General features: G+C 70.8%; 16 protein-coding genes, 1 tRNA gene and 1 pseudogene. 13 read left to right on the top strand and 5 right to left on the bottom strand.

The features are described from left to right. Positions 1 to 9 precede the first annotated feature (9 nt). Entirely contained in the window at positions 10 to 1008 is a 999-nt protein-coding gene (locus RKD23_RS07580) for a sugar phosphate isomerase/epimerase family protein (RefSeq protein WP_424852949.1), read from the top strand. 79 nt (positions 1009 to 1087) lie between these two features. Here the strand turns inward: RKD23_RS07580 and RKD23_RS07575 are convergent, their stop codons facing one another. The 4 genes from RKD23_RS07575 to RKD23_RS07560 form a co-directional block, all read right to left on the bottom strand. Next, a complete protein-coding gene (locus RKD23_RS07575) occupies positions 1088 to 2479 on the bottom strand; it encodes an OFA family MFS transporter (RefSeq protein WP_424852948.1) in 1392 nt (463 codons plus the stop codon). Between the two features lie 122 nt (positions 2480 to 2601). Continuing rightward, positions 2602 to 4746: an acetate--CoA ligase family protein gene (locus tag RKD23_RS07570; RefSeq protein ID WP_424852947.1), complete on the bottom strand. Its 2145-nt coding sequence runs from the start codon at positions 4744 to 4746 to the stop codon at positions 2602 to 2604. 4 nt (positions 4747 to 4750) lie between these two features. Beyond that, positions 4751 to 5992: a formyl-CoA transferase gene (gene frc, locus RKD23_RS07565; protein WP_424852946.1), complete on the bottom strand. Its 1242-nt coding sequence runs from the start codon at positions 5990 to 5992 to the stop codon at positions 4751 to 4753. 10 nt (positions 5993 to 6002) lie between these two features. Next, a complete protein-coding gene (locus RKD23_RS07560; protein ID WP_424852945.1) occupies positions 6003 to 7685 on the bottom strand; it encodes a thiamine pyrophosphate-binding protein in 1683 nt (560 codons plus the stop codon). Between the two features lie 143 nt (positions 7686 to 7828). Between RKD23_RS07560 and sucC the strand changes: the two are divergent. The 5 genes and pseudogenes from sucC to RKD23_RS07535 all read left to right on the top strand — a co-directional run bounded on the left by sucC (position 7829) and on the right by RKD23_RS07535 (position 12170). Then, a pseudogene (sucC, locus tag RKD23_RS07555) lies at positions 7829 to 8960 on the top strand (ADP-forming succinate--CoA ligase subunit beta). A 14-nt stretch (positions 8961 to 8974) separates the two neighbouring features. Then, the gene (gene sucD, locus RKD23_RS07550) at positions 8975 to 9859 is read left to right on the top strand and encodes a succinate--CoA ligase subunit alpha (protein WP_424852944.1); all 885 of its coding nucleotides are present in this window, start codon (positions 8975 to 8977) and stop codon (positions 9857 to 9859) included. A gap of 12 nt (positions 9860 to 9871) precedes the next feature. Next, the gene (locus RKD23_RS07545; protein WP_424852943.1) at positions 9872 to 11413 is read left to right on the top strand and encodes an aldehyde dehydrogenase family protein; all 1542 of its coding nucleotides are present in this window, start codon (positions 9872 to 9874) and stop codon (positions 11411 to 11413) included. Positions 11414 to 11475: 62 nt separating this feature from the next. Further along, positions 11476 to 11925 carry a MarR family winged helix-turn-helix transcriptional regulator gene (locus RKD23_RS07540; RefSeq protein WP_424852942.1) on the top strand — a complete coding sequence of 150 codons (450 nt, stop codon included), beginning with the start codon at positions 11476 to 11478 and terminating at the stop codon, positions 11923 to 11925. 157 nt (positions 11926 to 12082) lie between these two features. Beyond that, positions 12083 to 12170: transfer RNA gene (locus RKD23_RS07535), tRNA-Leu, on the top strand. A gap of 63 nt (positions 12171 to 12233) precedes the next feature. On the opposite strand, the gene RKD23_RS07530 is transcribed toward RKD23_RS07535, so the two are convergent. After that, entirely contained in the window at positions 12234 to 13289 is a 1056-nt protein-coding gene (locus tag RKD23_RS07530) for a glycerophosphodiester phosphodiesterase family protein (RefSeq protein ID WP_424852941.1), read from the bottom strand. A gap of 262 nt (positions 13290 to 13551) precedes the next feature. Here RKD23_RS07530 and RKD23_RS07525 point away from each other — a divergent pair, with 262 nt between their 5' ends. From RKD23_RS07525 to RKD23_RS07495, 7 genes are all read left to right on the top strand, one after another. Further along, positions 13552 to 14253 (top strand): nucleotidyltransferase domain-containing protein, encoded by a 702-nt coding sequence (locus RKD23_RS07525; RefSeq protein WP_424852940.1) that lies wholly within the window; start codon positions 13552 to 13554, stop codon positions 14251 to 14253. A 315-nt stretch (positions 14254 to 14568) separates the two neighbouring features. After that, entirely contained in the window at positions 14569 to 16623 is a 2055-nt protein-coding gene (gene fusA / locus RKD23_RS07520; protein ID WP_424852939.1) for an elongation factor G, read from the top strand. A 117-nt stretch (positions 16624 to 16740) separates the two neighbouring features. Then, positions 16741 to 17664, top strand: coding sequence for an LLM class flavin-dependent oxidoreductase (locus RKD23_RS07515; RefSeq protein WP_424852938.1), 924 nt, complete (start codon positions 16741 to 16743; stop codon positions 17662 to 17664). A gap of 293 nt (positions 17665 to 17957) precedes the next feature. Continuing rightward, on the top strand, positions 17958 to 19274 hold the full coding sequence (locus tag RKD23_RS07510) for an ABC transporter substrate-binding protein (RefSeq protein WP_424852937.1): 1317 nt from the start codon (positions 17958 to 17960) through the stop codon (positions 19272 to 19274). A 5-nt stretch (positions 19275 to 19279) separates the two neighbouring features. After that, positions 19280 to 20275 (top strand): carbohydrate ABC transporter permease, encoded by a 996-nt coding sequence (locus tag RKD23_RS07505; RefSeq protein WP_424852936.1) that lies wholly within the window; start codon positions 19280 to 19282, stop codon positions 20273 to 20275. 7 nt (positions 20276 to 20282) lie between these two features. Then, the gene (locus tag RKD23_RS07500) at positions 20283 to 21122 is read left to right on the top strand and encodes a carbohydrate ABC transporter permease (protein WP_404032106.1); all 840 of its coding nucleotides are present in this window, start codon (positions 20283 to 20285) and stop codon (positions 21120 to 21122) included. Between the two features lie 20 nt (positions 21123 to 21142). Beyond that, positions 21143 to 22501 carry a GH1 family beta-glucosidase gene (locus tag RKD23_RS07495; protein WP_424852935.1) on the top strand — a complete coding sequence of 453 codons (1359 nt, stop codon included), beginning with the start codon at positions 21143 to 21145 and terminating at the stop codon, positions 22499 to 22501. Positions 22502 to 22549: the final 48 nt, after the last annotated feature.

The following is a 22549-nucleotide window of genomic DNA, read 5'->3' as shown; positions in this document are numbered from 1 at the left end:
GCCCCGAGGATGCCGCGCACCTTCACCCTCTTCACCGGCCAGTGGGCCGACCTGCCCCTGGAGGAGGTCTGCCGACTCGCCCGCGACTTCGGCTACGACGGCCTCGAACTCGCCTGCTGGGGCGACCACTTCGAGGTCGACAAGGCCCTCACCGACCCCACGTACCTCACCTCGCGCCACCAACTGCTCCGCAAGTACGGCCTGAAGTGCCGGGCGATCTCCAACCACCTCGTCGGGCAGGCCGTCTGCGACGCCGTCATCGACGAACGCCACCAGGGCATCCTGCCGCCCGCCGTGTGGGGCGACGGCGACCCCGAGGGCGTACGGCAGCGCGCCGCCGCCCGGATGAAGGACACCGCCCGCGCCGCGGCCGCGTTCGGCGTCGACACCGTCGTCGGCTTCACCGGCTCCGCCATCTGGCACCTGGTCGCGATGTTCCCGCCCGCCCCCGAGGCGATGATCGAGCGCGGCTACGAGGACTTCGCCGCCCGCTGGAACCCGATCCTGGACGTCTTCGACGCCGAGGGCGTCCGCTTCGCCCACGAGGTCCACCCCGGCGAGATCGCCTACGACTACTGGACCACACAGCGGGCCCTGGAGGCGGTCGGCCGTCGCCCGGCCTTCGGCCTCAACTTCGACCCCTCCCATTTCGTCTGGCAGGACCTCGACCCGGTCGGCTTCCTCTGGGACTTCCGCGACCGGATCTACCACGTCGACTGCAAGGAGGCCCGCAAGCGCCTCGACGGACGTAACGGCCGGCTCGGCTCCCACCTGCCCTGGGGCGACCCGCGCCGCGGCTGGGACTTCGTCTCCGCCGGGCACGGCGACGTGCTCTGGGAGGACGTCTTCCGCATGCTCCGCTCGATCGGCTACACCGGCCCGGTCTCCGTCGAGTGGGAGGACGCCGGCATGGACCGCCTCCAGGGCGCCCCCGAGGCCCTCACCCGCCTCAGGGCCTACGACTTCGAGCCGCCGTCGGCGTCGTTCGACGCGGCGTTCGGCCACTGACGGCGGCCCGTGCGCATGAGGAGGCCCTCCCCGCCGCGGGGGAGGGCCTCCTCATATGTCACCGGTCACGACAGTCACGTCATGCCATTTCCTCACCCAGCGGCTGAGGGTTGGGCACGATCCGCCGCCGCGACTGCGGCCTGCCCGGCGCCTTCAGGAACAGCGCGAGCACCGCGGACGCGAGCCCGATGCAGCCCGCCAGCACGAACGCCCCCTCGTAGTCCCAGGCGGCGACCACGATCGAGCCCATCCCTGAGCCGAGCAGCCCCGAGATCAGCTTCGAGCTGTAGACCATGCCGTAGTTGGTGGCGTTGTTGTTCTCCCCGAAGTAGTCCGCCGTCATGGCCGCGAACAGCGGGAAGATCGCGCCGCCGCCGAAGCCGGAGACCATGGAGCAGAACAGGAAGAACGGCATGCTGCCCATCTGACCGGAGATCAGCACCCCGAACTGCGCGCTGCCCAGCACGATACAGACGATGATCAGCGTGTTGCGGCGGCCGTAGCGGTCCGAGATCCAGCCGATGACCCCGCGGCCCGTGCCGTTGACGATCGCCTTCAGCGACATCGCCGTCGCCACGATCCCCCCGGCGAAGCCCATGTCCTTGCCGAAGGGGACCTGGAAGGCGATGCCGAAGATATTGATCCCGGCCGTGCACAGCAGACAGAACCACATCATCCACAGAACAGGGGTACGGGCGGCCTCCTTCGGGCTGTACTGCTTCACGGCCGGCGGGTTCTTCTCCAGCGCCCGCCGGATCTTCGGGTCGTCGGTCTGCCGCAGCGGGTCGACGTGCGGCGGCCACCAGTTCTTCGGCGGGTCCTTGAAGAACCAGCCGGCGCTCGCCACCATCACGCACAGCCCGACACCCACCGAGGCCAGCACGGTCTGGTAGTTGGACAGATCCATGTACGAGGTGAACAGGAACACGAACGGCACGGAGCCGTAGGCGAAGCCGCCGTTGACGAAGCCGGTCTTGCCGCCCTTGCGCTCCGGATACCACTTGCCGACCATGTTCACGCACGTCGCGTACACCAGGCCGGCGCCGATGCCGCTGCACATCCCGAAGCCGAGGTAGGCGACGGTGACATGCGGCGCGTACGCGAGCGACAGATAGCCGAGCAGCGTGCCGACCGCGCCGATCAGCATCGCCGTACGGGCGGGCAGCCGGCCGCTCTCCCGCAGCTGCCCCGCCGGGAAGGCCACGGCCGCCTGGAAGAACACCCAGACGCCCATCAGCCAGAAGATGTGTCCGCTGCTCCACAGATGCGCCTCGTGGAGCGTGTCCTCCGCCGAGGTGAACGCGTACTCGGCGGAGCTGATGCCCATCATGCCCACCCAGGGCAGGATGACCATCCACTTGCGCGCGCGGCCCATGAGGTCGATGTCCGACTCGCCGACGCGGTACACGCGCCCGTTGCGGTCCGTCACCTCCCTGTAGGGGACGGACGTGGAGAGGTCGGTGGTTGTCATGTCGTCAGCACCCCTAGCGTTCGAAAGCTCTGGCCAGCGCCCCCTGTCCAATGCGTTTCGTGCGCGCACGGGTCCCGGGGCCGGCCGACGCGCACCGTCGGCCGGCCCCGTGCTCACTCACCTCATGAACCGCCCCCCAACAGACCCGCCGCCCGTGCCCAGCGGTACTTCGCGCCGAGCACCGCCACCGGCCGCTCGGTCGTGTACGGGTACGCCACGACCCCCCGCTCGAAGAGGTACTGGCACGCCTCCTCCACCTCGACGTCCCCGGCCAGCGACGCCACGACCGGCTTCTCGATCCCGCGCCTGCGGAACTCCTCGACCACGCGCGCGGTGAGCTCCGCGAAGACCATCGGGGGAGTGACGATGGTGTGCCAGTAGCCCAGCACCAGCGCGTGGACGCGCGGGTCCTGAAGGCCCAGCCGGATCGTCGCCTCGTACGTCGACGGCGGCTCGCCACCGGTGATGTCCACCGGGTTGCCGGCGGCCCCGAACGGCGGGATGAACGCGCGGAACGCCGCGTCCAGGTCCGGCGGGATCTCCATCAGCGACAGGCCGTTGTCGGTGACCGCGTCCGAGAGCAGCACGCCGCTGCCGCCGGCGCCCGTGATGATCACGACGTTGTCGCCCTGGGGCGGCGGAAGCACCGGCAACGCGCGCGCGTACTCGAGCATGTCCTGCAGCCCGGGCGCCCGGATGACCCCGGCCTGCCGGAGGATGTCGTCGTACACGGCGTCGTCGCCGGCCAGCGCCCCCGTGTGCGACCCGGCCGCCTTCGCCCCGGCCGCCGTACGGCCCGCCTTGAGGACCACGACCGGCTTCTTCGGTACGGTCGCCCGCGCGGCCTCGACGAAGGCCCGGCCGTCCTTGAGGTCCTCCAGGTGCATCGCGATGCAGTCGGTGTTCGGGTCCTCGCCGAACCAGGTCAGCAGGTCGTCCTCGTCCAGGTCCGACTTGTTGCCGAGGCCCACGATCGCCGACACGCCCGTCTTCGTGGTCCGCGCGAAGCCCAGGATGGCCATGCCGATGCCGCCCGACTGCGAGGTGAGCGCCACCCCGCCCTTGACGTCGTACGGCGTGCAGAACGTGGCGCACAGGTCCTGCCAGGTGGAGTAGTAGCCGTAGATGTTCGGGCCGAGCAGACGGATGCCGTGCCGTTCGGCGATGGCCACGATCTCCGCCTGGAGCGCGTGCTCGCCTGTCTCCGCGAACCCGGACGGGATGAGCACGGCGTTGGGGATCCTCTTGCGCCCCACCTCCTCCAGGGCCGCCGCCACGAACTTGGCGGGGATCGCGAAGACCGCCACATCCACCTCACCGGGAACGTCCGTGACACTCTTGTACGCCTTGCGGCCCAGAATGTCATCGGCCTTGGGGTTCACCGGATGGATGTCCCCGGCGAAGCCGCCGTCGACGAGGTTGCGCATCACCGAATTGCCGATCTTGCCCTGCTCGTTGGACGCGCCGATCACGGCGACCGCTCTCGGCTGCATCAGCCGGCGCATGGAGGTGAGGATCTCCTCGCGCGTGTAGCGGCGGCGTGGCGTCGGCGGTGACTCGGAGAGGATCACGCGGATGTCGGCGGCGACCGCGCCCTGCGGGCCGGCGATCACCGGGTTGAGGTCGACCTCGGCGATCTCGGGGAAGTCCGCGACGAGTTGGGAGACCCGGCGGATCTGCTCGGCGATCGCCCACCGGTCCACGGCCGCCGCGCCGCGCACCCCGTGCAGGATCTCCGCCGACCGGATCGAGTCCAGCATGGACAGCGCCTCGTCGGCGTCCACGGGTGCGAGCCGGAACGTCACGTCCTTGAGGACCTCCACGAGCACGCCGCCCAGCCCGAAGGCGACGACCTTCCCGAACGTCGGGTCCGTCACCGCGCCGACGATCACCTCCTGCCCCTGCGGCAGCAGTTCCTGCACCTGTACGCCGTCGATGCGCGCGTCCGCGTCGTAGGCGCGCGCGTTGTCGACGATCCGGTGGAACGCGGCCCGTACGTCCGCCGCCCCCTCGACCCCGACGACCACACCTCCGGCGTCGGTCTTGTGCAGGATGTCCGGCGAGACGATCTTCATCACGACCGGCCCGCCGAAGCGCGCGGCGCACGCCACCGCCTCGTCGACGTCCCGAGCCAGTTCCTCGCCCGGTACGGCGATCCCGTACGCGTCGGCGATCACCTGGCCCTCCGGCGCGGTGAGCGCGAAGCGGCCCTCGGCGCGCACGGCGTCCAGCAGCGCGCGCACCCTGACCTCGCGGTCCTCGGCCATCACCTCAGATCACCCCGTTCGACTTCAGCAGGCGCAGTTCCTCGTCGCCGAGGCCCAGCTCGCCGATGTACACCTCTTCGTTGTGCTCGCCGAGCAGCGGTGAAGTGCTCACCTCGACGGGGGAGTCGGACAGCTTCAGCGGGCTGCCGACGGTCACGAACTCGCCGCGCTGCGGGTGCGGGACGCGCACGACCATCTCGTTGGCGGCCAGCGAGGTGTCCTCGATGATCTCCTTGGTGGACAGGATCGGCCCGCACGGGATGTTGTGGGCGTTGAGCTTCTCCAGCACCTCCCACTTGGGCAGGGTCGAGGACCACTCCTCGATCAGCTGGAACATCTTGCCCAGCTTGGGCAGCCGGGCCTCGGGCGTCGCCCACTCGGGGTCGTCGGCCAGCTCGGGCCGGCCGATGAGCTCGCTGAGCGGCTGCCAGCCGACGGGCTGCACGATGACGTACACGTAGTCGTTCGGGCCGCCCGGCGCGCACCGGACCGCCCAACCCGGCTGGCCGCCGCCGGACGCGTTTCCCGAGCGGGGAACCTCAGCTCCGAAGTCGTCGTTGGGATATTCAGCGAGCGGCCCGTGTGCCAGGCGCTGCTGGTCCCGCAGCTTCACCCGGCACAGGTTGAGTACAGCGTGCTGCATGGCCACGTTGACCCGCTGCCCACGCCCGGTGTTCTCGCGCTGGAAAAGAGCCGCGAGGATCCCCGCCACGGCGTGCACACCCGTCCCCGAGTCCCCGATCTGGGCCCCCGTCGCCAGCGGCGGCCCGTCCTCGAAACCCGTGGTCGCCATGGACCCGCCCATGGCCTGCGCGACCACCTCGTACGCCTTGAAGTCGGTGTACGGGCCGTCCCCGAACCCCTTGATGGAGGCATAGACGATCCGCGGATTGATCTCCTGGATGCGGTCCCAGGTGAAGCCCATACGGTCGACCGCGCCCGGTCCGAAGTTCTCGACCATGACGTCGCAGCGCCGGATCAGCTCGGTGAGGATCTCCTTGCCGCGCTCGGTCTTGGTGTTGAGGGTGATGCTGCGCTTGTTGCAGTTGAGCATGGTGAAGTAGAGGGAGTCGACGTCCGGGATGTCGCGCAACTGCTTGCGCGTGATGTCGCCGGTCGGGGCCTCCAGCTTGATGACGTCAGCGCCCAGCCAGGCGAGCAGCTGAGTCGCGGAGGGCCCGGACTGGACGTGGGTCATGTCCAGGACGCGGATGCCTTGGAGAGCTTTGGTCGGCGTACCAGTCATGGCGGCCACCTCACTTGTACATCGTCTGGTTCATGGTTCCGGGGGCGTACGCGTCCGGGTCGACCCAGACGTTGATCAGCGACGGCTTGCCCGACTCACGGGCGCGCCGCAGCGCGGGGCCGATGTCGGCGGGATCGCGCACCTCCTCGCCGTAACCGCCCAGCATCTGCGCGAACTTGTCGTAGGCGACGTCGCCGAGGGTGTTGCCGACCCGCTCGCGTTCCTTGCCGTACTTGGCGGCCTGGCCGTAGCGGATCTGGTTCATGGAGGAGTTGTTGCCGACGATGCCGACGAAGGGGAGGTCGTAGCGCACGAGGGTCTCGAAGTCCCAGCCGGTGAGGGAGAACGCCCCGTCGCCGAAGAGGGCGACGACCTCCTTGTCGGGCCGCGCCTGCTTGGCGGCCAGCACGAAGGGGATGCCGACGCCGAGGGTGCCGAGCGGGCCCGGGTCCATCCAGTGGCCCGGCGACTTGGGCTGGACGACCTGCCCGGAGAAGGTGACGATGTCGCCGCCGTCGCCGATGTAGATGGAGTCCTCGGTGAGGAAGTCGTTGATCTCGCCGACCAGGCGGTACGGATGGATGGGGGAGGCGTCCGACCTGAGCTGCGGCAACCGCTTGTCCAGCGCGGTCTGTTCGGCGGCGCGCAGCTCGTCGAGCCACTCCTTGCGCCGGGACGCGGCGCCGTTGAGGCGTCCGGAGGCGGCGTCGGTGACGGACTTAAGCACGAGGGAGGCGTCGCCGACGATGCCGAGGTCGATGTCGCGGTTCTTGCCGACGGTGCGGTAGTCCAGGTCGATCTGGACGACCGTGGCGTCGGGGGAGAGCCGCTTGCCGTAGCCCATGCGGAAGTCGAAGGGGGTGCCGACGATCACGATGACATCGGCGTTGGAGAAGGCGTAGCGCCGGGAGAGCTGGAAGTGGTGGGGGTCGCCGGGCGGGAGGGTGCCGCGTCCCGCGCCGTTCATGTACGCGGGGATGTTGAGCGTGCGCACCAGCTCGACGGCCGCCTCGGTGGCGCGGGTCGTCCACACCTGGCTGCCCAGCAGGATCGCGGGCTTCTCGGCGTGGACCAGGAGGTCGGCCAGCTTCTCCACCGCCTCCGGGTCGCCGGCCGAGCGGGTGGAGGCGCGGTAGGCACCGGGCCGGGGCACGCGCGCCCTGTCCGCCGGGACCTTGGCGTCGAGGACGTCGCGCGGGATCTCCAGGAAGGAGGGGCCGGGCGCGCCGTGGTAGCACTCGCGGAACGCCATGGACACCAGGTCCGCGGCGCGGGCCGTGTCCGGGACGGTCGCGGCGAACTTGGTGATCGGCGTCATCATGTCGACGTGCGGCAGGTCCTGGAGGGAGCCCATCTTGTGCTGGGTGAGGGCCCCTTGGCCGCCGATGAGCAGCATCGGTGACTCCGCCCGGAAGGCGTTGGCCACACCGGTGACGGCGTCGGTGGTGCCGGGGCCGGCGGTGACGACGGCGCAGCCGGGCCTGCCGGTGATGCGCGCGTAGCCGTCGGCGGCGTGGGCGGCGACCTGTTCATGGCGTACGTCGACGACCTCGATGCCCTCGTCGACGCAGCCGTCGTAGATGTCGATGATGTGGCCGCCGCACAGCGTGTAGATGCGGTCGACGCCCTCGGCCTTCAGCGCCTTGGCAACGAGGTGACCACCGGAGATCACGTCCTGGGTGTCGTCGGGCATGGCGAGGTCCTTGTCCCTTCGTAGGGGGTGGGAACGCACTTCGTGCATTGCATACAGTCGACGAATACTGTATGAAGCTTGTTATCCCGCATCCGGTGGGTGGTGTCCAGGGGGCGTGCGGCACTTTTCAGTCAGGAGCCGGAATGGACCTGTACGAGCACCAGGCAAGGGAACTCTTCGAGGAACACGGCATCTTGGTGCCGAGAGGCAGAAGTGACCGACTCACCCAAGAAGGCCCGCGAGATCGCCCGCGCACTCGGCGGCCGGGTCGTCGTCAAAGCGCAGGTGAAGACCGGCGGACGCGGCAAGGCGGGCGGGGTGAAGCTCGCCGCCGACCCGGCCGCCGCCGAACTCACCGCCCGGCAGGTCCTCGGCATGGACATCAAGGGACACCGGGTCGGCACGGTCATGCTGGCCCAACCCGTGGACATCGAGCGCGAGTTCTACGTCTCCTACGTCCTCGACCGCGCGGCCGGCCGCTTCCTCGCCATCGCCTCCGCGGAGGGCGGCATGGACATCGAAGAGGTCGCGGCGAGCAGGCCGGAGGCCGTCGCCCGCATCCCCGTCGACCCCGCCGAGGGCGTCACCTCGGCCAAGGCCGGCCGGATCGCCGAGGCGGCCGGGCTGCCGCCGCAGAGTGTGGACGTGCTGGTACGGCTGTGGGAGGTGCTGGTCCGCGAGGACGCGCTCCTCGTCGAGGTCAACCCGCTCGTGCGCACCACGGACGGCCGCATCCTCGCCCTCGACGGCAAGGTCACGCTCGACGACAACGCCGTCTTCCGGCAGGCGCGTTGGGGCGAGCAGGCCGCCGCGCACGACGATCCGCTGGAGGCCGCGGCCGCCGCCAAGGGCCTCAACTACGTCAAGCTGGACGGCGAGGTCGGCATCATCGGCAACGGCGCCGGACTCGTCATGTCGACCCTCGACGTCGTCGCGGGCTGCGGCGCCCGCCCCGCCAACTTCCTGGACATAGGCGGCGGCGCCTCCGCCCGGATCATGGCCGACGGCCTCACCGTCATCCTCTCCGACCCGGCCGTGAAGTCGGTCTTCGTCAACGTCTTCGGCGGCATCACCGCCTGCGACGCGGTCGCGGACGGCATCGTCCAGGCCCTGGACAGCGTACGGCTGACGAAACCGCTCGTCGTGCGGCTCGACGGCAACAACGCCGCCCGCGGGCGCGCCATCCTCGACGCGCACGCCCACCCGCTGGTCGAACAGGCCACCACCATGGACGGCGCCGCACGCCGTGCCGCCGAACTCGCCACCGCAGCCTGAGAGGACCGGACACCATGGCCATCTTTCTCACCGAGGACAGCAAGGTCCTCGTCCAGGGCATGACCGGCGGCGAGGGCATGAAGCACACCCGCCGCATGCTCGCGGCCGGCACGAACGTCGTCGGCGGCGTCAACCCCCGCAAGGCGGGCCGCACCGTCGACTTCGACGGCCGTGCCGTCCCCGTCTTCGGCTCGGTCGCCGCGGGCATGGAGGCGACCGGCGCCGATGCGACCGTCGTGTTCGTGCCGCCCGCCTTCGCGAAGGCCGCCGTCACCGAAGCCGCCGACGCCGGCATCAAACTCGCCGTCGTCATCACCGAAGGCATCCCCGTCCACGACTCCGTCGCCTTCACCTCGTACGCCAAGGCCCGCGGCACCCGCGTCATCGGCCCCAACTGCCCGGGGCTGATCACCCCCGGCCGGTCGAACGCGGGCATCATCCCCGCCGACATCGCCAAGCCCGGGCGCATCGGGCTGGTGTCCAAGTCGGGCACGCTGACGTACCAGTTGATGTACGAGCTGCGCGACACCGGCTTCTCCACCTGCGTCGGCATCGGCGGGGACCCGGTCGTCGGGACCACCCACATCGACTGCCTCGCCGCGTTCGAGGAGGACCCGGACACCGAACTCGTCGTCCTCATCGGCGAGATCGGCGGCGACGCTGAGGAACGGGCCGCCGCCCACATCCGCGACCACGTCACCAAGCCGGTCGTCGGCTACATCGCCGGCTTCACCGCGCCCGAGGGCAGGACCATGGGGCACGCGGGCGCCATCGTGTCCGGGTCCTCCGGCACCGCCCGGGCCAAGAAGGAGGCGCTGGAGGCGGCGGGCGTGCGGGTCGGGCGGACACCGACGGAGACCGCGCGGCTCGTACGGGCTGTGCTCGACGGCGCGGTGTGAGAGGGGCCGGCCATGGCAGCCATCCGCACCCTCAAGTCCGGTACCTCCTGGGCCGACGCGTGGCAGCGCTGTCTCGCCGTCGCGCCGGAGGCCTTCCGGGACGACCGTGTCCTCAATCTCTGGAACGCCATGTGGCAGGCGGACGGGCGGGTGCTGCCCGCCGTGACGCCGGTCGACGGCAGTCCCGTCGCCGGACCGCCCCTCCTCGACCGGGGCATCGCCCGGCAGGCCGTCCGCGCCTCGCTCGACCAGCACCGGGCCTGGCGGCATGTCCCGCTCCAGGAGCGCCGCGCCCGGGTCGCGGCCACACTGGACGCGCTCACCGAACACCGCGAACTGCTCGCACTGCTGCTCGTCTGGGAGATCGGCAAGCCCTGGCGGCTCGCGCGGGCCGATGTCGACCGGGCCGTCGACGGTGTGCGCTGGTACGTCGACGGCATCGAGGAGATGGTCGAGGGGCGGGCCCCGCTCGACGGGCCGGTGTCGAACATCGCGAGCTGGAACTATCCGATGAGCGTGCTCGTTCACGCATTGCTGGTACAGGCACTGGCAGGCAACGCGGTCATCGCCAAGACCCCGACCGACGGCGGTGTCGCCTGTCTGACCCTGGCCTGTGCGCTCGCCGCGCGCGAGGGGATACCCGTCACCCTCGTCAGCGGCAGCGGAGGCGAGCTGTCGGAGGCGCTGGTGCGCGCGCCCGAGATCGGCTGTGTCTCCTTCGTCGGCGGCCGCGACACCGGCGCCGCGGTGGCCACGGCCGTCGCCGACCTCGGCAAGCGGCATGTACTCGAACAGGAAGGACTCAACACCTGGGGCATCTGGAACCACACGGACTGGGACGCGCTCACGGCGGTGATCCCCAAGCTCTTCGACTACGGCAAGCAGCGCTGCACGGCCTATCCGCGGTTCGTCGTCCAGCGTGAGCTGTTCGACGAGTTCCTGGCGGCGTACCTGCCGGCGGTACGCACCCTCAGGGTCGGACACCCGCTCGCCGTGGAACACCCCGACGACCCCTACCCGGACCTGGACTTCGGGCCGCTCATCAACGCGGCCAAGGCGAAGGAACTCGGAGACCAGGTCGCCGAGGCGGTCTCACGAGGCGCCGTCCCGCTCTACCGGGGCAAGGCCGACGAGACCCGCTTCCTGCCCGGCCAGGACACCTCCGCCTACGTCCAGCCGGTCACGCTGCTGGGGCCGCCGCCGTCGTCCCCACTGCACCACGCGGAACCCTTCGGGCCGGTCGACACCATCGTCCTGGTCGACACCGAGGCCGAGCTGCTGGCCGCGATGAACGCGTCGGGCGGCGCTCTGGTCGCCACCCTGTCCACCGACGACCGGGCCGTCTTCGACCGACTCGCGCCGCAGATCCGCGCCTTCAAGGTCGGCCACGGCACGCCCCGCTCCCGCGGCGACCGCGACGAGCTGTTCGGCGGCCACGGGGCGTCCTGGCGCGGCGCCTTCGTCGGCGGCGAACTGCTGGTCCGGGCCGTGACCCGCGGCCCGGCGGGGGAGCGGCTGCCGGGAAACTTCCCGGACCGGCAGCTGATGCCGTGAGGTGCGGGGCGCGAGCCTCCACAACTCCCACACCTTCAGCCCCGGGCCGCTACATTCCACACATGGTCGATCCGCAGGGAACCGAGTGCGTGGAGCCCCGGCTCGGGCCGTTGTTGAGGCAGGCCCAGGTGAGACTGGCCAGGGTGTCGGCGGAGGCGTTGGTGCCGTTCGGCGTGGACGCGCATGAGGTCGCCGTGCTGGGGGTGCTGGCTGGGGACGATGCGCTGTCGCAGGGGGAGGCGGCCGGCCGGGTCGGGGTCGACCGGTCGACGATGTCCGCCCTGATCGACGGGCTCGAGGATCACGGGCTGGTGGAGCGGCGGCGCAGCGCCCTGGACCGTCGTAAGAACGTCGTCCGGCTGACCCCGGCCGGCCGGGAGTGCCTCGCGCGCGCGGACGCCGCCCGATGCGCGGCCGAGCGGCGCTTCCTCGCGCCGCTCGGCGAGGAGACGGCCGCCGCGCTGCTGCGTGCCCTTCGGCTCCTGACCTGGGAGAGCGGCGCCGAGGGATGATCTTCGGTCACTGCCGGTGAAGATCCGCGCTCGGAGCGTACGGAGGCGCCCCGCACCCCGCCGACGTGCGGATATGCAGGTGAGAGGCACTCCAAATCCTTGGTATTGTTGTCCATGTCGCCGCGGGGAACGCCCCGCGCAAGGCGACAGACACCTTGTCCGGGTGGCGGAATGGCAGACGCGCTAGCTTGAGGTGCTAGTGCCCTTTATCGGGCGTGGGGGTTCAAGTCCCCCCTCGGACACCATCGACGCAGGGCCGGTCGGGATCGCTCCCGACCGGCCCTGCGCGTATGCCCGGGCCGTGCGGGTCAACGAGGCCCGTACGCCTTGGGCAGCCGCATCCCCCGCTCGGCCATGATCTGACGGACCCGGTTGGGATAGTTCGTGATGATGCCGTCCACGCCGAGGTCGATCAGGGCCTCCACCGTCGCCGGGTGGTCGCAGGTCCAGGGGACGACCTTCAGGCCGCGGGCGTGGGCCTCGGTGATCATCGTGCGGTCGGGGTAGAGGCGGAAGCCGGGGTCGCCGATCTTGCCGTTCTGCGGGAAGCCGTAGTTGGGGGACAGGGCCCGCAGGCCGGGGATCGTGGCGGCGGCCCTCACGAAGTCGCCGTCGTAGTCGTCGGCGTCGATGCCGCCGAGCCAGGGGCTCCTGCCGGGTTTGCCGACCTGGAGGAAGTCGTAGTTCGTCAGTGCCACCAGCGGCCAGCGCGGGGCGAGTTCGTGCATGGCCTTCAGCGCGCCCCAGTCGAAGGACTGGACGGTGACCTGGTCCTCGATGCCGGACGCGTGGATCTCCTCGTACACGCGGCGTACGAACAGCTCGCGCGGGGCGGTCTGTTCGGGCGCACCCGCCTCGACCTTCGTCTCGACGTTCAAGGTGACCTGCCGGGCCTTGTAGCGCTTGACCAGGCCCAGTACGTCCTTCAGTTCCACCATCCGCAGGCCTCTGACCTGCTCCTGCTCGGGGAAGCCGGGCAGCTGCTGGTAGCCGCAGTCCATGGTCCTGATCTGGGCCAGGGTGAGATCCTTGATGTACTTGCCGACGTACGGGTACAGCGGGTCGCCCGGCACGACCGGCGCGGTGTCCCTGCACTTGGCGGCGCTGACCTGCCGGTCATGGGTGACGACGACCCTGCGGTCGCGGGTGATCTGGGTGTCCAGCTCCAGCGTGGAGACGCCGAGCCGCAGCGCCTTCGCGAAGCCCTCCAGGGACGACTCGGTCGTCATGCCGATGCCGCCGCGGTGCGCCTGGAGGTCGAAGTGCGTCTTCTGCGGCGGCACCTGCTCCGCGGCATGCGCGGTCGCGGGCAGCGCGAGCACCGGCAGCAGGGCCAGGCCGGCGAAGTAGTGTCCGAGAGACATCGCAACCTCACTCGTCGGGTCGGGTGTGGCGACGCCTGGACGCTAGTGGGGCCCCGGGCGGGTTCTGAAGACCTCGGCATGAGGTCGCCGTGAACGCTCGGCGAACGGCGACGGTATCCGGCCACCCGAAAGGTGACCGGCAACACGATCTGGCCACCCGAAAGATGACCGGCGACGCGATCCGGCCATCCGAAAATCCCAGGCCCCTGCTCTCGCCCGCAGGTCATCATGGCTGCTCCGCACCATCACCCGGGGGCCTGCCATGACCGTCACCAACATCCTGCTGTCCGGCGTCGTCGGCTCCACCGCGTACGGCCTCGCCCACGAGGGCTCCGACGTGGACCGGCTCGGCCTGTTCGCGGCGCCCACCGAGGAGCTGCACGGCCTGCGCACCCCGAAGGAGTCGCACGTCACCACCTCCCCCGACCGCACCCTGCACGAGGCCGCCAAATGGTGCCGCCTCGCCCTCGGCGGCAACCCGACCGTCATGGAACTCGTCTGGCTGCCCGACGAGTTGTACGAGGTGCGCACCCCGCTCGGCGACGAGCTGATCGGCATCCGCGCCTCCTTCCTCAGCGCGGGCCGCGTCCGCGACGCCTACCTCGGCTACGCCACCCAGCAGTTCCGCAGGCTCCTCGGCCGAGGCGACGGCTCCTTCTCCGCCGACACCCGCAGACGGACCGCCAAGCACGCCCGCCATCTCAAGCGGCTGTGCGAACAGGGCTACGAGCTGTACCGGACGGGCGCGCTGACCGTCCGGGTCGAGGACCCGGAGGCCTACCACCGCTTCGGCGAACAGGTCGCCGCCGACCCCGAGGCGGCCACACCGCTGCTGAGCCACTTCGAGGCGGCCTTCGCCGAGACGCCCAGCGCCCTGCCCGCGCAGCCCGACGAGGCCGCGGCCGAGGCCTGGCTGAGGCGCGTGCGCCGGCGTTTCTACGCGCCCGACCTGAGCACCGTATGACGTCCATGCGGTGAAAAACCACGTGCCCGCGCCCGCCCCGCTTCCCTACGATCACCACATCACCGCGCGCCGCCGCATCACCGGCGGCGCGTGACCATGTCGAGCGAGGGGAGCCGGGCCGTGCGTGACCGCACCGCTGTCGTCGTTCCCCGCTCCCGGTCCGAGGTGATCCTGGTGTCCTCGTCCGCCCGGTGCCCGCTGCGCGGCCGGCACCGGACGCCGTGACGACTAACACCCCTGTGCATCAAGCATCCTGACGTCCCGTCACGGTGAATCGCGCCGCCCTTTTCCAGCAGTTCCCGAAAGGCAACGGCCGTGACCACCAACGTCACCAACTCTCTCGCCACCGTCCGCAACCTGGGCATCCTCGCCCATGTCGACGCCGGCAAGACCACCGTCACCGAACGCGTCCTGTACGCCACCGGCACCACCCACAAACGCGGTGAGGTCCACGACGGCACCACCGTCACCGACTTCGACCCGCAGGAGCGCGACCGGGGCATCACCATCTTCGCCGCGGCCGTCAGCTGCACCTGGGCGGGACACCGGCTCAACCTGATCGACACCCCCGGCCACGTCGACTTCGCCGACGAGGTGGAGCGCTCGCTGCGCGTCCTGGACGGCGCGGTCGCCGTGTTCGACGCGGTGGCGGGCGTCGAGCCGCAGAGCGAGTCGGTGTGGCGGCAGGCCGAGCGGCACGGTGTGCCGAGGATCGCCTTCGTCAACAAGCTGGACCGCGCGGGCGCCGACCTCGACCGGGCCGTCGCCTCCATCCGGGAGCGGCTGCATCCCGCGCCGCTGGTGGTGCAGTTGCCCATCGGCAGCGAGCAGAGCTTCACCGGCGTCGTCGACCTGGTCGGGATGCGCGCGCTGGTCTGGCCCGACGGCGCCGAGGCGCCCGAGGAGGGCACGGTGCCGCAGGACCTGTACGACGAGGCCCTACGGCGTCGGCGGCTGCTGGAGGAGGCTGTGGCGGAGCGCCACCCGGCCGCGCTGGAGGAGTTCTGCGGCCGGGAGACCCTGTCCGCGCCGACCCTGACGGCCGCCCTGCGCGACCTGACGCGCAGCGGCGACGGCGTGGTGGTGCTGTGCGGCTCGGCCTACCGCAACCGCGGGATCGAGCCGCTGCTGGACGCCGTCGTGGCGTATCTGCCGTCCCCGCTGGACGTGCCGCCGGTGCGCGGCGAGTACGAGGGCGTCGAGCGGCAGCGCCCGGCCGATCCGGCGGCACCGGCGGCCGCGCTGGCGTTCAAGGTGCAGGCCACGCCGACCGGGCGGCTGACGTTCCTGCGGGTGTACTCGGGCACGATCGAGAAGGGGGACGCGGTGTGGGACGCGAGCGCGCGGCGCACCGAGCGCATCGGCCGCATCCTGCGCGTGCGGGCCGACCGGCACGCCCCGCTGGAGCGTGCGGTCGCCGGTGACATCGTGGCCGTCGTCGGGCTGAAGTCGGCCCGTGCGGGCACGACCCTGTGCGCGCCGGACGACCCGATCGTCCTGGAGCCGCCCGGCGTCGCCGACCCGGTCGTCTCCGTGGCCGTGGAGGCCCGCACCTCCCGGGACACGGGCCGGCTGGCGTCCGCGCTGGCCCGGCTCGCCGAGGAGGACCCGTCGCTGCGGGTGCGCACCGACGCGGAGACCGGCCAGACGGTGCTGTCGGGCATGGGAGAGCTGCATCTGGAGGTCGCGGTGGAGAAGATGCGCCGCGAACTGGACCTGGAGGTCACCGTGGGCCGCCCGAGGGTGAGTTACCGCGAGACGGTCGTGCGCGGGGTGTCCGGTGTGGTGTTCCGGCACGTCAAACAGGACGGCGGGGCGGGCCAGTTCGCCCATGTCGTCCTGGACGTCGAGCCCCTGCCGGGCCCCGGCTTCGAGTTCCGCTCGGCCGTCGTGGGCGGCCGTGTCCCGCAGGAGTACGTCCGTGCCGTGGAGGCCGGCTGCCGGGACGCCCTCGCCGAAGGGCCGCTCGGCGGGCACCAGGTGACCGGGCTGCGGGTCACCCTCACCGACGGGGCGACCCATGTGAAGGACTCCTCGGAGACGGCGTTCCGTACGGCGGGCCGCCTGGGTCTGCGCGAGGCCCTGCGCGCCTGCGGGATGGTCCTGCTGGAGCCGGTCGCCGAGGTGACCGTCACCGTGCCCGAGGACGCCGTCGGCGGGGTCCTCGGCGACCTCGCCGCACGCCGCGGCCGCGTCACCGGCTCGACCACGCGCACCGGTACCGCGCTCGTCACCGCCACGGTGCCCCTGGCCGAACTATTCGGCTACGCCGGCCGCCTCCGGGGCCGCACCCAGGGCCGCGGCACCTTCACGGCCCGCCCCACCGGGTACGCCCAGGCCCCGGCGACGGCCCTGACGGCGACGCGGTAGCGCGCCAGGCGGCTCCACCCCGTGCGGGTGGGGCCGCCGAGGCGTACGTGGTTTACAAGCAGGCGCACCCCCGAATATAGTTCGTACTACGAACTGAATGTCACGGGGGTACTCACCATGACCACAAGCAAGCCGCTCTTCGGCACCGGCGGCCTCACCGCAGTCCACGAGGCCGAGGAGACACTGCGTCAGGCGGAGCAGGCCGACCGTATGGGGCTGGACCTGTTCACCGTCTCCGACCACCCGTACTTCGGCGGGCGGCTCGACGGCTACTCCATCCTGGGAGTCGCCCTCGGCCGCACGCGGCAGATCTCCGGGCTGGTCAGCGTCAGCAACCTGCCCACCCGGCCCGCGCCGATGCTCGCGCGGCAGATCACCTCGCTCTCCGCGCTCACCGGAGGCCGGCTGGTGCTGGGCATGGGCGCGGGCGGGCTGTGGGACGACATCGAGAAGATGGGTGCGCCCCGCCTCGGTGCCGGGGCTGCCGTACGGGCGATGGAAGAGGCGATCACCCTGATCCGCAAGCTCTGCGGCGGAGGTGAACGGGTCACGTTCGAGGGCGAGTTCTACCAGGTCCACGACCTCGACCCGGCGCCCGTGCCGGCCCCGCCGGTGTGGGCCGGGTCGGTCGGCCCGAAGTCGCTCGCGGTCGCAGGGCGCGTCGCCGACGGGTGGCTGCCCGGATACGCCGCTGACTGGCTGAGCGACCGCTACCGCGAGTCCCGCCCGCTGATCGACGAGGCCGCGGCGGCCGTCGGCCGCGACCCGTCCGACATCGTCACCGTCTACAACCTCCCCGGCCTCATCACCGGCCGCCCCCTCGACGCCCCGCGCGACAAGGACGGCCGCTGGGTGGGCGGTTCGGTCGGCCAGTGGATCGAGGAGCTGACCGGCGCGGTCCTGGAGCACGGCGCCGCCGGATTCGTGCACTTCCGCGTCGACGGTGACCCGAACCCGTACGACGTCACGCTCGGCCGCTGGGCCGAGGAGATCGCTCCGGCCGTACGGGAGGCGGTCCTGGCCGCCGCCGCCCACGGCTGAGCCCGGCCGGGGGCCTGGTTCACGGCTGAGAGTCCAGGCCCCGGCTGCCCACCGAGAGTCAGAGCACCTCGGCCCCCGCGCGAGCACCGCTCCCGATTCAGGAAGTGAACACTCCGCAGTCGTGGCGTGACCGCTCGCCACTGAATGCCTCAACAGCCCGAACGAGCGCGTCAAGAGATGCAGCGGGATGCGGCGGGAACCACGCCGATCCTGCCGCACCTCTTGACGCGCCTTCTTCCGGAGGTTTAACTCACGTCCTAAATTAAGTCCTGATGGCACTCGGGAGCCGAACCATGCGCAACCTCAGAGCCGCGGCGGCATGCGCCGTCACCCTCTCGCTCGCCCTCGCCACCGCGGCCTGCGGGGGCGGTTCGCCCACCGGCGGCGGATCCGACGACTCGCCCAAGACGCTCACCTACTGGGCGTCCAACCAGGGCGCCAGCGTGGAGGTCGACAAGAAGGTCCTCCAGCCGGAGCTCGACAAGTTCGAGAAGCAGACCGGCATCAAGGTCGAGCTGGAGGTCGTGCCCTGGTCCGACCTGCTCAACCGGATCCTGACCGCCACCACCTCCGGCCAGGGCCCCGACGTCCTGAACATCGGCAACACCTGGTCCGCCTCCCTCCAGGCCACCGGCGCCCTGCTGCCCTGGGACGAGAAGAACTTCGAGAAGATCGGCGGCCGCGACCGCTTCGTGGAGTCCGCCCTCGGCTCCACCGGCGCGTCCGGCCAGGACCCGGCCGCGGTCCCGCTGTACTCGATGGCGTACGCCCTCTACTACAACAAGAAGATCCTCGCCGACGCGGGCGTCTCCCGACCCCCGGCCACCTGGGCCGAGTTGGTCGAGGCCGGCAAGAAGATAGCGGCCGACGGCAAGCAGGTCCTGGGCGCCGAGGGCGCGAACCCCACCGAGAACGTCCACCACGTCTTCGTGTTCGCCAAGCAGCACGGCGCCGACTTCTTCACCGCCGACGGCAAGCCGGACTTCACGAACGACAACGTGGTCACGGCCGTCAAGCAGTACGTCGACCTCATGGCGAAGGACAAGGCCATCCCGGTCGGCAACGCCGAGTACGCGCAGAACCAGTCGGTCAGCGACTTCGCCAAGGGCAAGACGGCGATGCTGCTGTGGCAGTCGGCGTCCGCCAACCTCAAGTCGCAGGGCATGAGCGAGGACGCCTATGGCATCGCCCCCGTGCCCGTGCAGTCCGGCACCCCCGGCGCCGGCGCCCAGGCCAACTCGATGGTCGCCGGCATCAACCTCGCGGTGTTCAAGAACACCGACAACCTCTCCGGCGCCACCGAGTTCGTGAAGTTCATGACCAGCGACGCCGAGCAGAAGATCCTCAACCAGGCCTACAGCTCCATCCCGCCCGTCGGGGCCGCCCAGCAGGACCCCGCGTTCAACACCCCCGCGAACGCCGTCCTGAAGGACACCCTCGCCAAGAGCGCGGTCGCACTGCCGCAGGTCGCCGACGAGTCGCAGTTCGAGACCGCGGTCGGCACGGCCGTGAAGGAGCTGTTCGCGGACGTGGCCGCCGGACGCCCGGTGACCGAGGCGTCGGTGAAGTCCGCGCTGGAGAAGGCCCAGCAGCAGATGCCGGCGAAGTGAGCCCGATGACCACCACCACCCCCCAGGCGGTCGACCGCCCGGTGGCGAAGGCCGACCCCGGTGCGGCACGCGGCCCCCGCCGCCGCACCGGGCGCAGCCACCGCGCCTGGCTGCCGTATCTGCTGCTCCTGCCCGCCCTGGTCCTCGAACTCCTGGTCCATCTGGTGCCGATGGTCATGGGCTTCGTGATGAGCTTCAAGGAGCTCACCCAGTTCACCCTCCGGGACTGGGGCGCGGCCCCCTGGAACGCGCTCGACAACTACTCGATGTCGGTGGACTTCGACGCCCCCGTCGGCGAGGCACTGCTCCACTCCTTCCTCGTCACCTGCGGGTTCACCCTGCTGTCGGTCGGCCTGTGCTGGCTGATCGGCACCGCGGCGGCGGTGTTCATGCAGGACACCTTCAAGGGCCGCGGCTTGCTGCGCGCCCTGTTCCTGGTGCCGTACGCCCTGCCGGTCTACACGGCCGTCATCACCTGGGTGTTCATGTTCCAGCACGACAACGGCCTGGTGAACCACGTCCTGCACGACCAGCTCGGCCTCACCGACGAGCCTTCCTTCTGGCTCATCGGCGACAACAGCTTCTGGGCGCTGCTCGTCGTCTCGGTGTGGAAGGGCTGGCCGTTCGCCTTCCTCATCGTCATGGCCGGCCTGCAGAACATCCCGCGCGAGCTGTACGAGGCGGCCGCGCTGGACGGCGCAGGCGTGTGGCAGCAGATCCGCCGGATCACCCTGCCGTCGCTGCGGCCGGTCAACCAGGTGCTGGTCCTGGTGCTGTTCCTGTGGACGTTCAACGACTTCAACACGCCGTACGTGATGTTCGGCAAGGCCGCCCCCGAGGCCGCCGACCTGATCTCCGTCCACATCTACCAGGCGTCCTTCGTCACCTGGAACTTCGGCACCGGCTCGGCGATGAGCGTCCTGCTGCTGCTCTTCCTGCTGGTCGTGACGGGCATCTACCTCGCCCTCACCTCGCGCACCCGGAGGCCGTCCCGTGCCTAGGTCCCCGATGGCGGTCCCGCGTTCCTTCCTGTGGACGCGGCGCGTCTTTCTGACCCTGCTCACCGGCTTCGTGCTCGTGCCGGTGTACGTCATGGTCTCCAGCTCGCTCAAGCCGCTCGCGGACGTCACCGGAGAGTTCCGCTGGATCCCGAGCGGGCTGACGATCCGGCCGTACATCGACATCTGGTCGACGGTCCCGCTCGCCAAGTACTTCGTGAACTCGCTGATCGTGGCGGGCGCGGCGACCGTCTGCTCGGTGGTGATCGCGGTGTTCGCCGCCTACGCGGTGAGCCGCTACACCTTCCGCGGCAAACGCGTGTTCACGGTGACCGTGCTGTCGACGCAGATGTTCCCCGGCATCCTCTTCCTGCTGCCGCTGTTCCTGATCTACGTCAACATCGGCAACGCCACCGGCATCGCGCTGTTCGGCTCGCGGGGCGGGTTGATCCTCACGTATCTCACCTTCTCGCTGCCGTTCTCGATCTGGATGCTGATCGGGTACTTCGACTCGGTGCCGCGCGATCTCGACGAGGCGGCGCTGGTCGACGGCTGCGGGCCGCTGGGTGCGCTGTTCCGGGTGGTCGTGCCGGCGGCCGTGCCGGGGATCATCGCGGTCGCCGTGTACGCCTTCATGACCGCCTGGGGCGAGGTGCTGTTCGCGTCGGTGATGACCAACGACGCCACCCGCACCCTCGCCGTCGGCCTCCAGGGCTACTCCACGCTCAACGACGTGTACTGGAACCAGATCATGGCCGCCTCGCTCGTCGTCAGCGTCCCGGTCGTGGCCGGGTTCCTCCTGCTGCAGCGCTATCTCGTCGCCGGCCTGACGGCAGGGGCCGTCAAGTGACCGTTCCCGAAAGGACTTCCGTGACCATCGACCTCGCCGCACTCCCGCACGACTTTCTGTGGGGCACGGCAACAGCGGCCTATCAGATCGAGGGAGCCGTGGCGGAGGACGGCCGTTCGCCCTCGATCTGGGACACCTTCTCGCACACGCCCGGCAAGGTGGCGAACGGCGACACCGGCGACATCGCCTGCGACCACTACCACCGCTGGCGCGAGGACATCGCCCTGATGCGGCAACTCGGCACCAACGCCTACCGGTTGTCGGTCGCCTGGCCCCGGATCGTCCCCGGCGGCGACGGCCCCGTCAACCCCAAGGGCCTCGACTTCTACGACCAGTTGATCGACGCCCTCCTCGACGCGGGCATCACCCCGTCCGTCACCCTCTACCACTGGGACCTGCCCCAGGTGCTCCAGGACCGCGGCGGCTGGCCCGAGCGGGACACCGCCGAGCACTTCGCCGCGTACGCCGAGACGGTCGCGGCACGTCTCGGTGACCGCGTCACCCACTGGACGACCCTCAACGAGCCCCTGTGCTCGGCCTGGATCGGCCATCTGGAGGGCCTGATGGCCCCGGGCCTGACCGATCTGACGGCCGCGGTCCGCGCCTCCTACCATCTGCTGCTCGGCCACGGCCTGGCGAGCAAGGCGATCCGGGCGGTGGCGCCGGGCGCGCAGGTCGGCATCGTCAACAACCTCTCCACCATCCACCCCGCCTCCGACCGGCCCGAGGACCTCGCCGCCGCCCGCCGGATGGACGGCCACACCAACCGCTGGTGGCTCGACCCGGTCCACGGCCGCGGCTTCCCGGCCGACATGCGCGAGGTGTACGGCGTCGAACTGCCCGAGAAGCCGGGCGACTCGGCGGCCATCGCCGCCCCGCTGGACTGGCTGGGCCTGAACTACTACTTCCCGCAGACCGTCGCCGACGACCCCACGGGCCCCGCCCCGTACGCCCGCGCGGTCCGCCGCCCCGGTGTCCCGCGCACCGGCATGGACTGGGAGGTCGACGCGTCCGGCATCGAGACGCTGCTGCTGCGGCTGACCGCGGAGTACGGCGCCCGCAAGCTCTACGTCACCGAGAACGGCTCCGCCTACCCGGACACCGTCCGCCCCGACGGCACGATCGACGACCCGGGCCGCCAGGACTACCTGGAGCGGCACCTGGCCGCCTGCGCCTCCGCCGCCCGCAGGGGTGCCCCGCTGGCCGGGTACTTCGCGTGGTCGCTGCTGGACAACTTCGAGTGGGCGTACGGCTACGACAAGCGCTTCGGCCTCGTCCACGTCGACTACCGCACCCAGGCGCGCACCATCAAGGGCACCGGCCACCGGTACGCGGAGATCATCCGCGGCCACCGGGACCGGGTGCCGAAGGCCGCCTGAGCGGACAGGCCCCGCTGTGGGCGCGGACCGGGACCCGCGCCCACAGCG

This window comes from Streptomyces sp. SAI-170, assembly GCF_049739565.1.
Classification (GTDB): Bacteria; Actinomycetota; Actinomycetes; order Streptomycetales; family Streptomycetaceae; genus Streptomyces.
The sequence above is the reverse complement of the archived record's forward strand: the minus strand, read 5'-3'. Positions and strand labels throughout refer to the sequence as shown.

Excerpts from the sequence above, each read along its gene's own strand:
- RKD23_RS07580 (WP_424852949.1), top strand. The coding sequence starts at position 10 with ATGCCGCGCACCTTCACCCTCTTCACCGGCCAGTGGGCCGACCTGCCC.
- RKD23_RS07575 (WP_424852948.1), bottom strand. The coding sequence starts at position 2,479 with ATGACAACCACCGACCTCTCCACGTCCGTCCCCTACAGGGAGGTGACG.
- RKD23_RS07570 (WP_424852947.1), bottom strand. The coding sequence starts at position 4,746 with ATGGCCGAGGACCGCGAGGTCAGGGTGCGCGCGCTGCTGGACGCCGTG.
- frc (WP_424852946.1), bottom strand. The coding sequence starts at position 5,992 with ATGACTGGTACGCCGACCAAAGCTCTCCAAGGCATCCGCGTCCTGGAC.
- RKD23_RS07560 (WP_424852945.1), bottom strand. The coding sequence starts at position 7,685 with ATGCCCGACGACACCCAGGACGTGATCTCCGGTGGTCACCTCGTTGCC.
- sucD (WP_424852944.1), top strand. The coding sequence starts at position 8,975 with ATGGCCATCTTTCTCACCGAGGACAGCAAGGTCCTCGTCCAGGGCATG.
- RKD23_RS07545 (WP_424852943.1), top strand. The coding sequence starts at position 9,872 with ATGGCAGCCATCCGCACCCTCAAGTCCGGTACCTCCTGGGCCGACGCG.
- RKD23_RS07540 (WP_424852942.1), top strand. The coding sequence starts at position 11,476 with ATGGTCGATCCGCAGGGAACCGAGTGCGTGGAGCCCCGGCTCGGGCCG.
- RKD23_RS07530 (WP_424852941.1), bottom strand. The coding sequence starts at position 13,289 with ATGTCTCTCGGACACTACTTCGCCGGCCTGGCCCTGCTGCCGGTGCTC.
- RKD23_RS07525 (WP_424852940.1), top strand. The coding sequence starts at position 13,552 with ATGACCGTCACCAACATCCTGCTGTCCGGCGTCGTCGGCTCCACCGCG.
- RKD23_RS07515 (WP_424852938.1), top strand. The coding sequence starts at position 16,741 with ATGACCACAAGCAAGCCGCTCTTCGGCACCGGCGGCCTCACCGCAGTC.
- RKD23_RS07510 (WP_424852937.1), top strand. The coding sequence starts at position 17,958 with ATGCGCAACCTCAGAGCCGCGGCGGCATGCGCCGTCACCCTCTCGCTC.
- RKD23_RS07505 (WP_424852936.1), top strand. The coding sequence starts at position 19,280 with ATGACCACCACCACCCCCCAGGCGGTCGACCGCCCGGTGGCGAAGGCC.
- RKD23_RS07500 (WP_404032106.1), top strand. The coding sequence starts at position 20,283 with ATGGCGGTCCCGCGTTCCTTCCTGTGGACGCGGCGCGTCTTTCTGACC.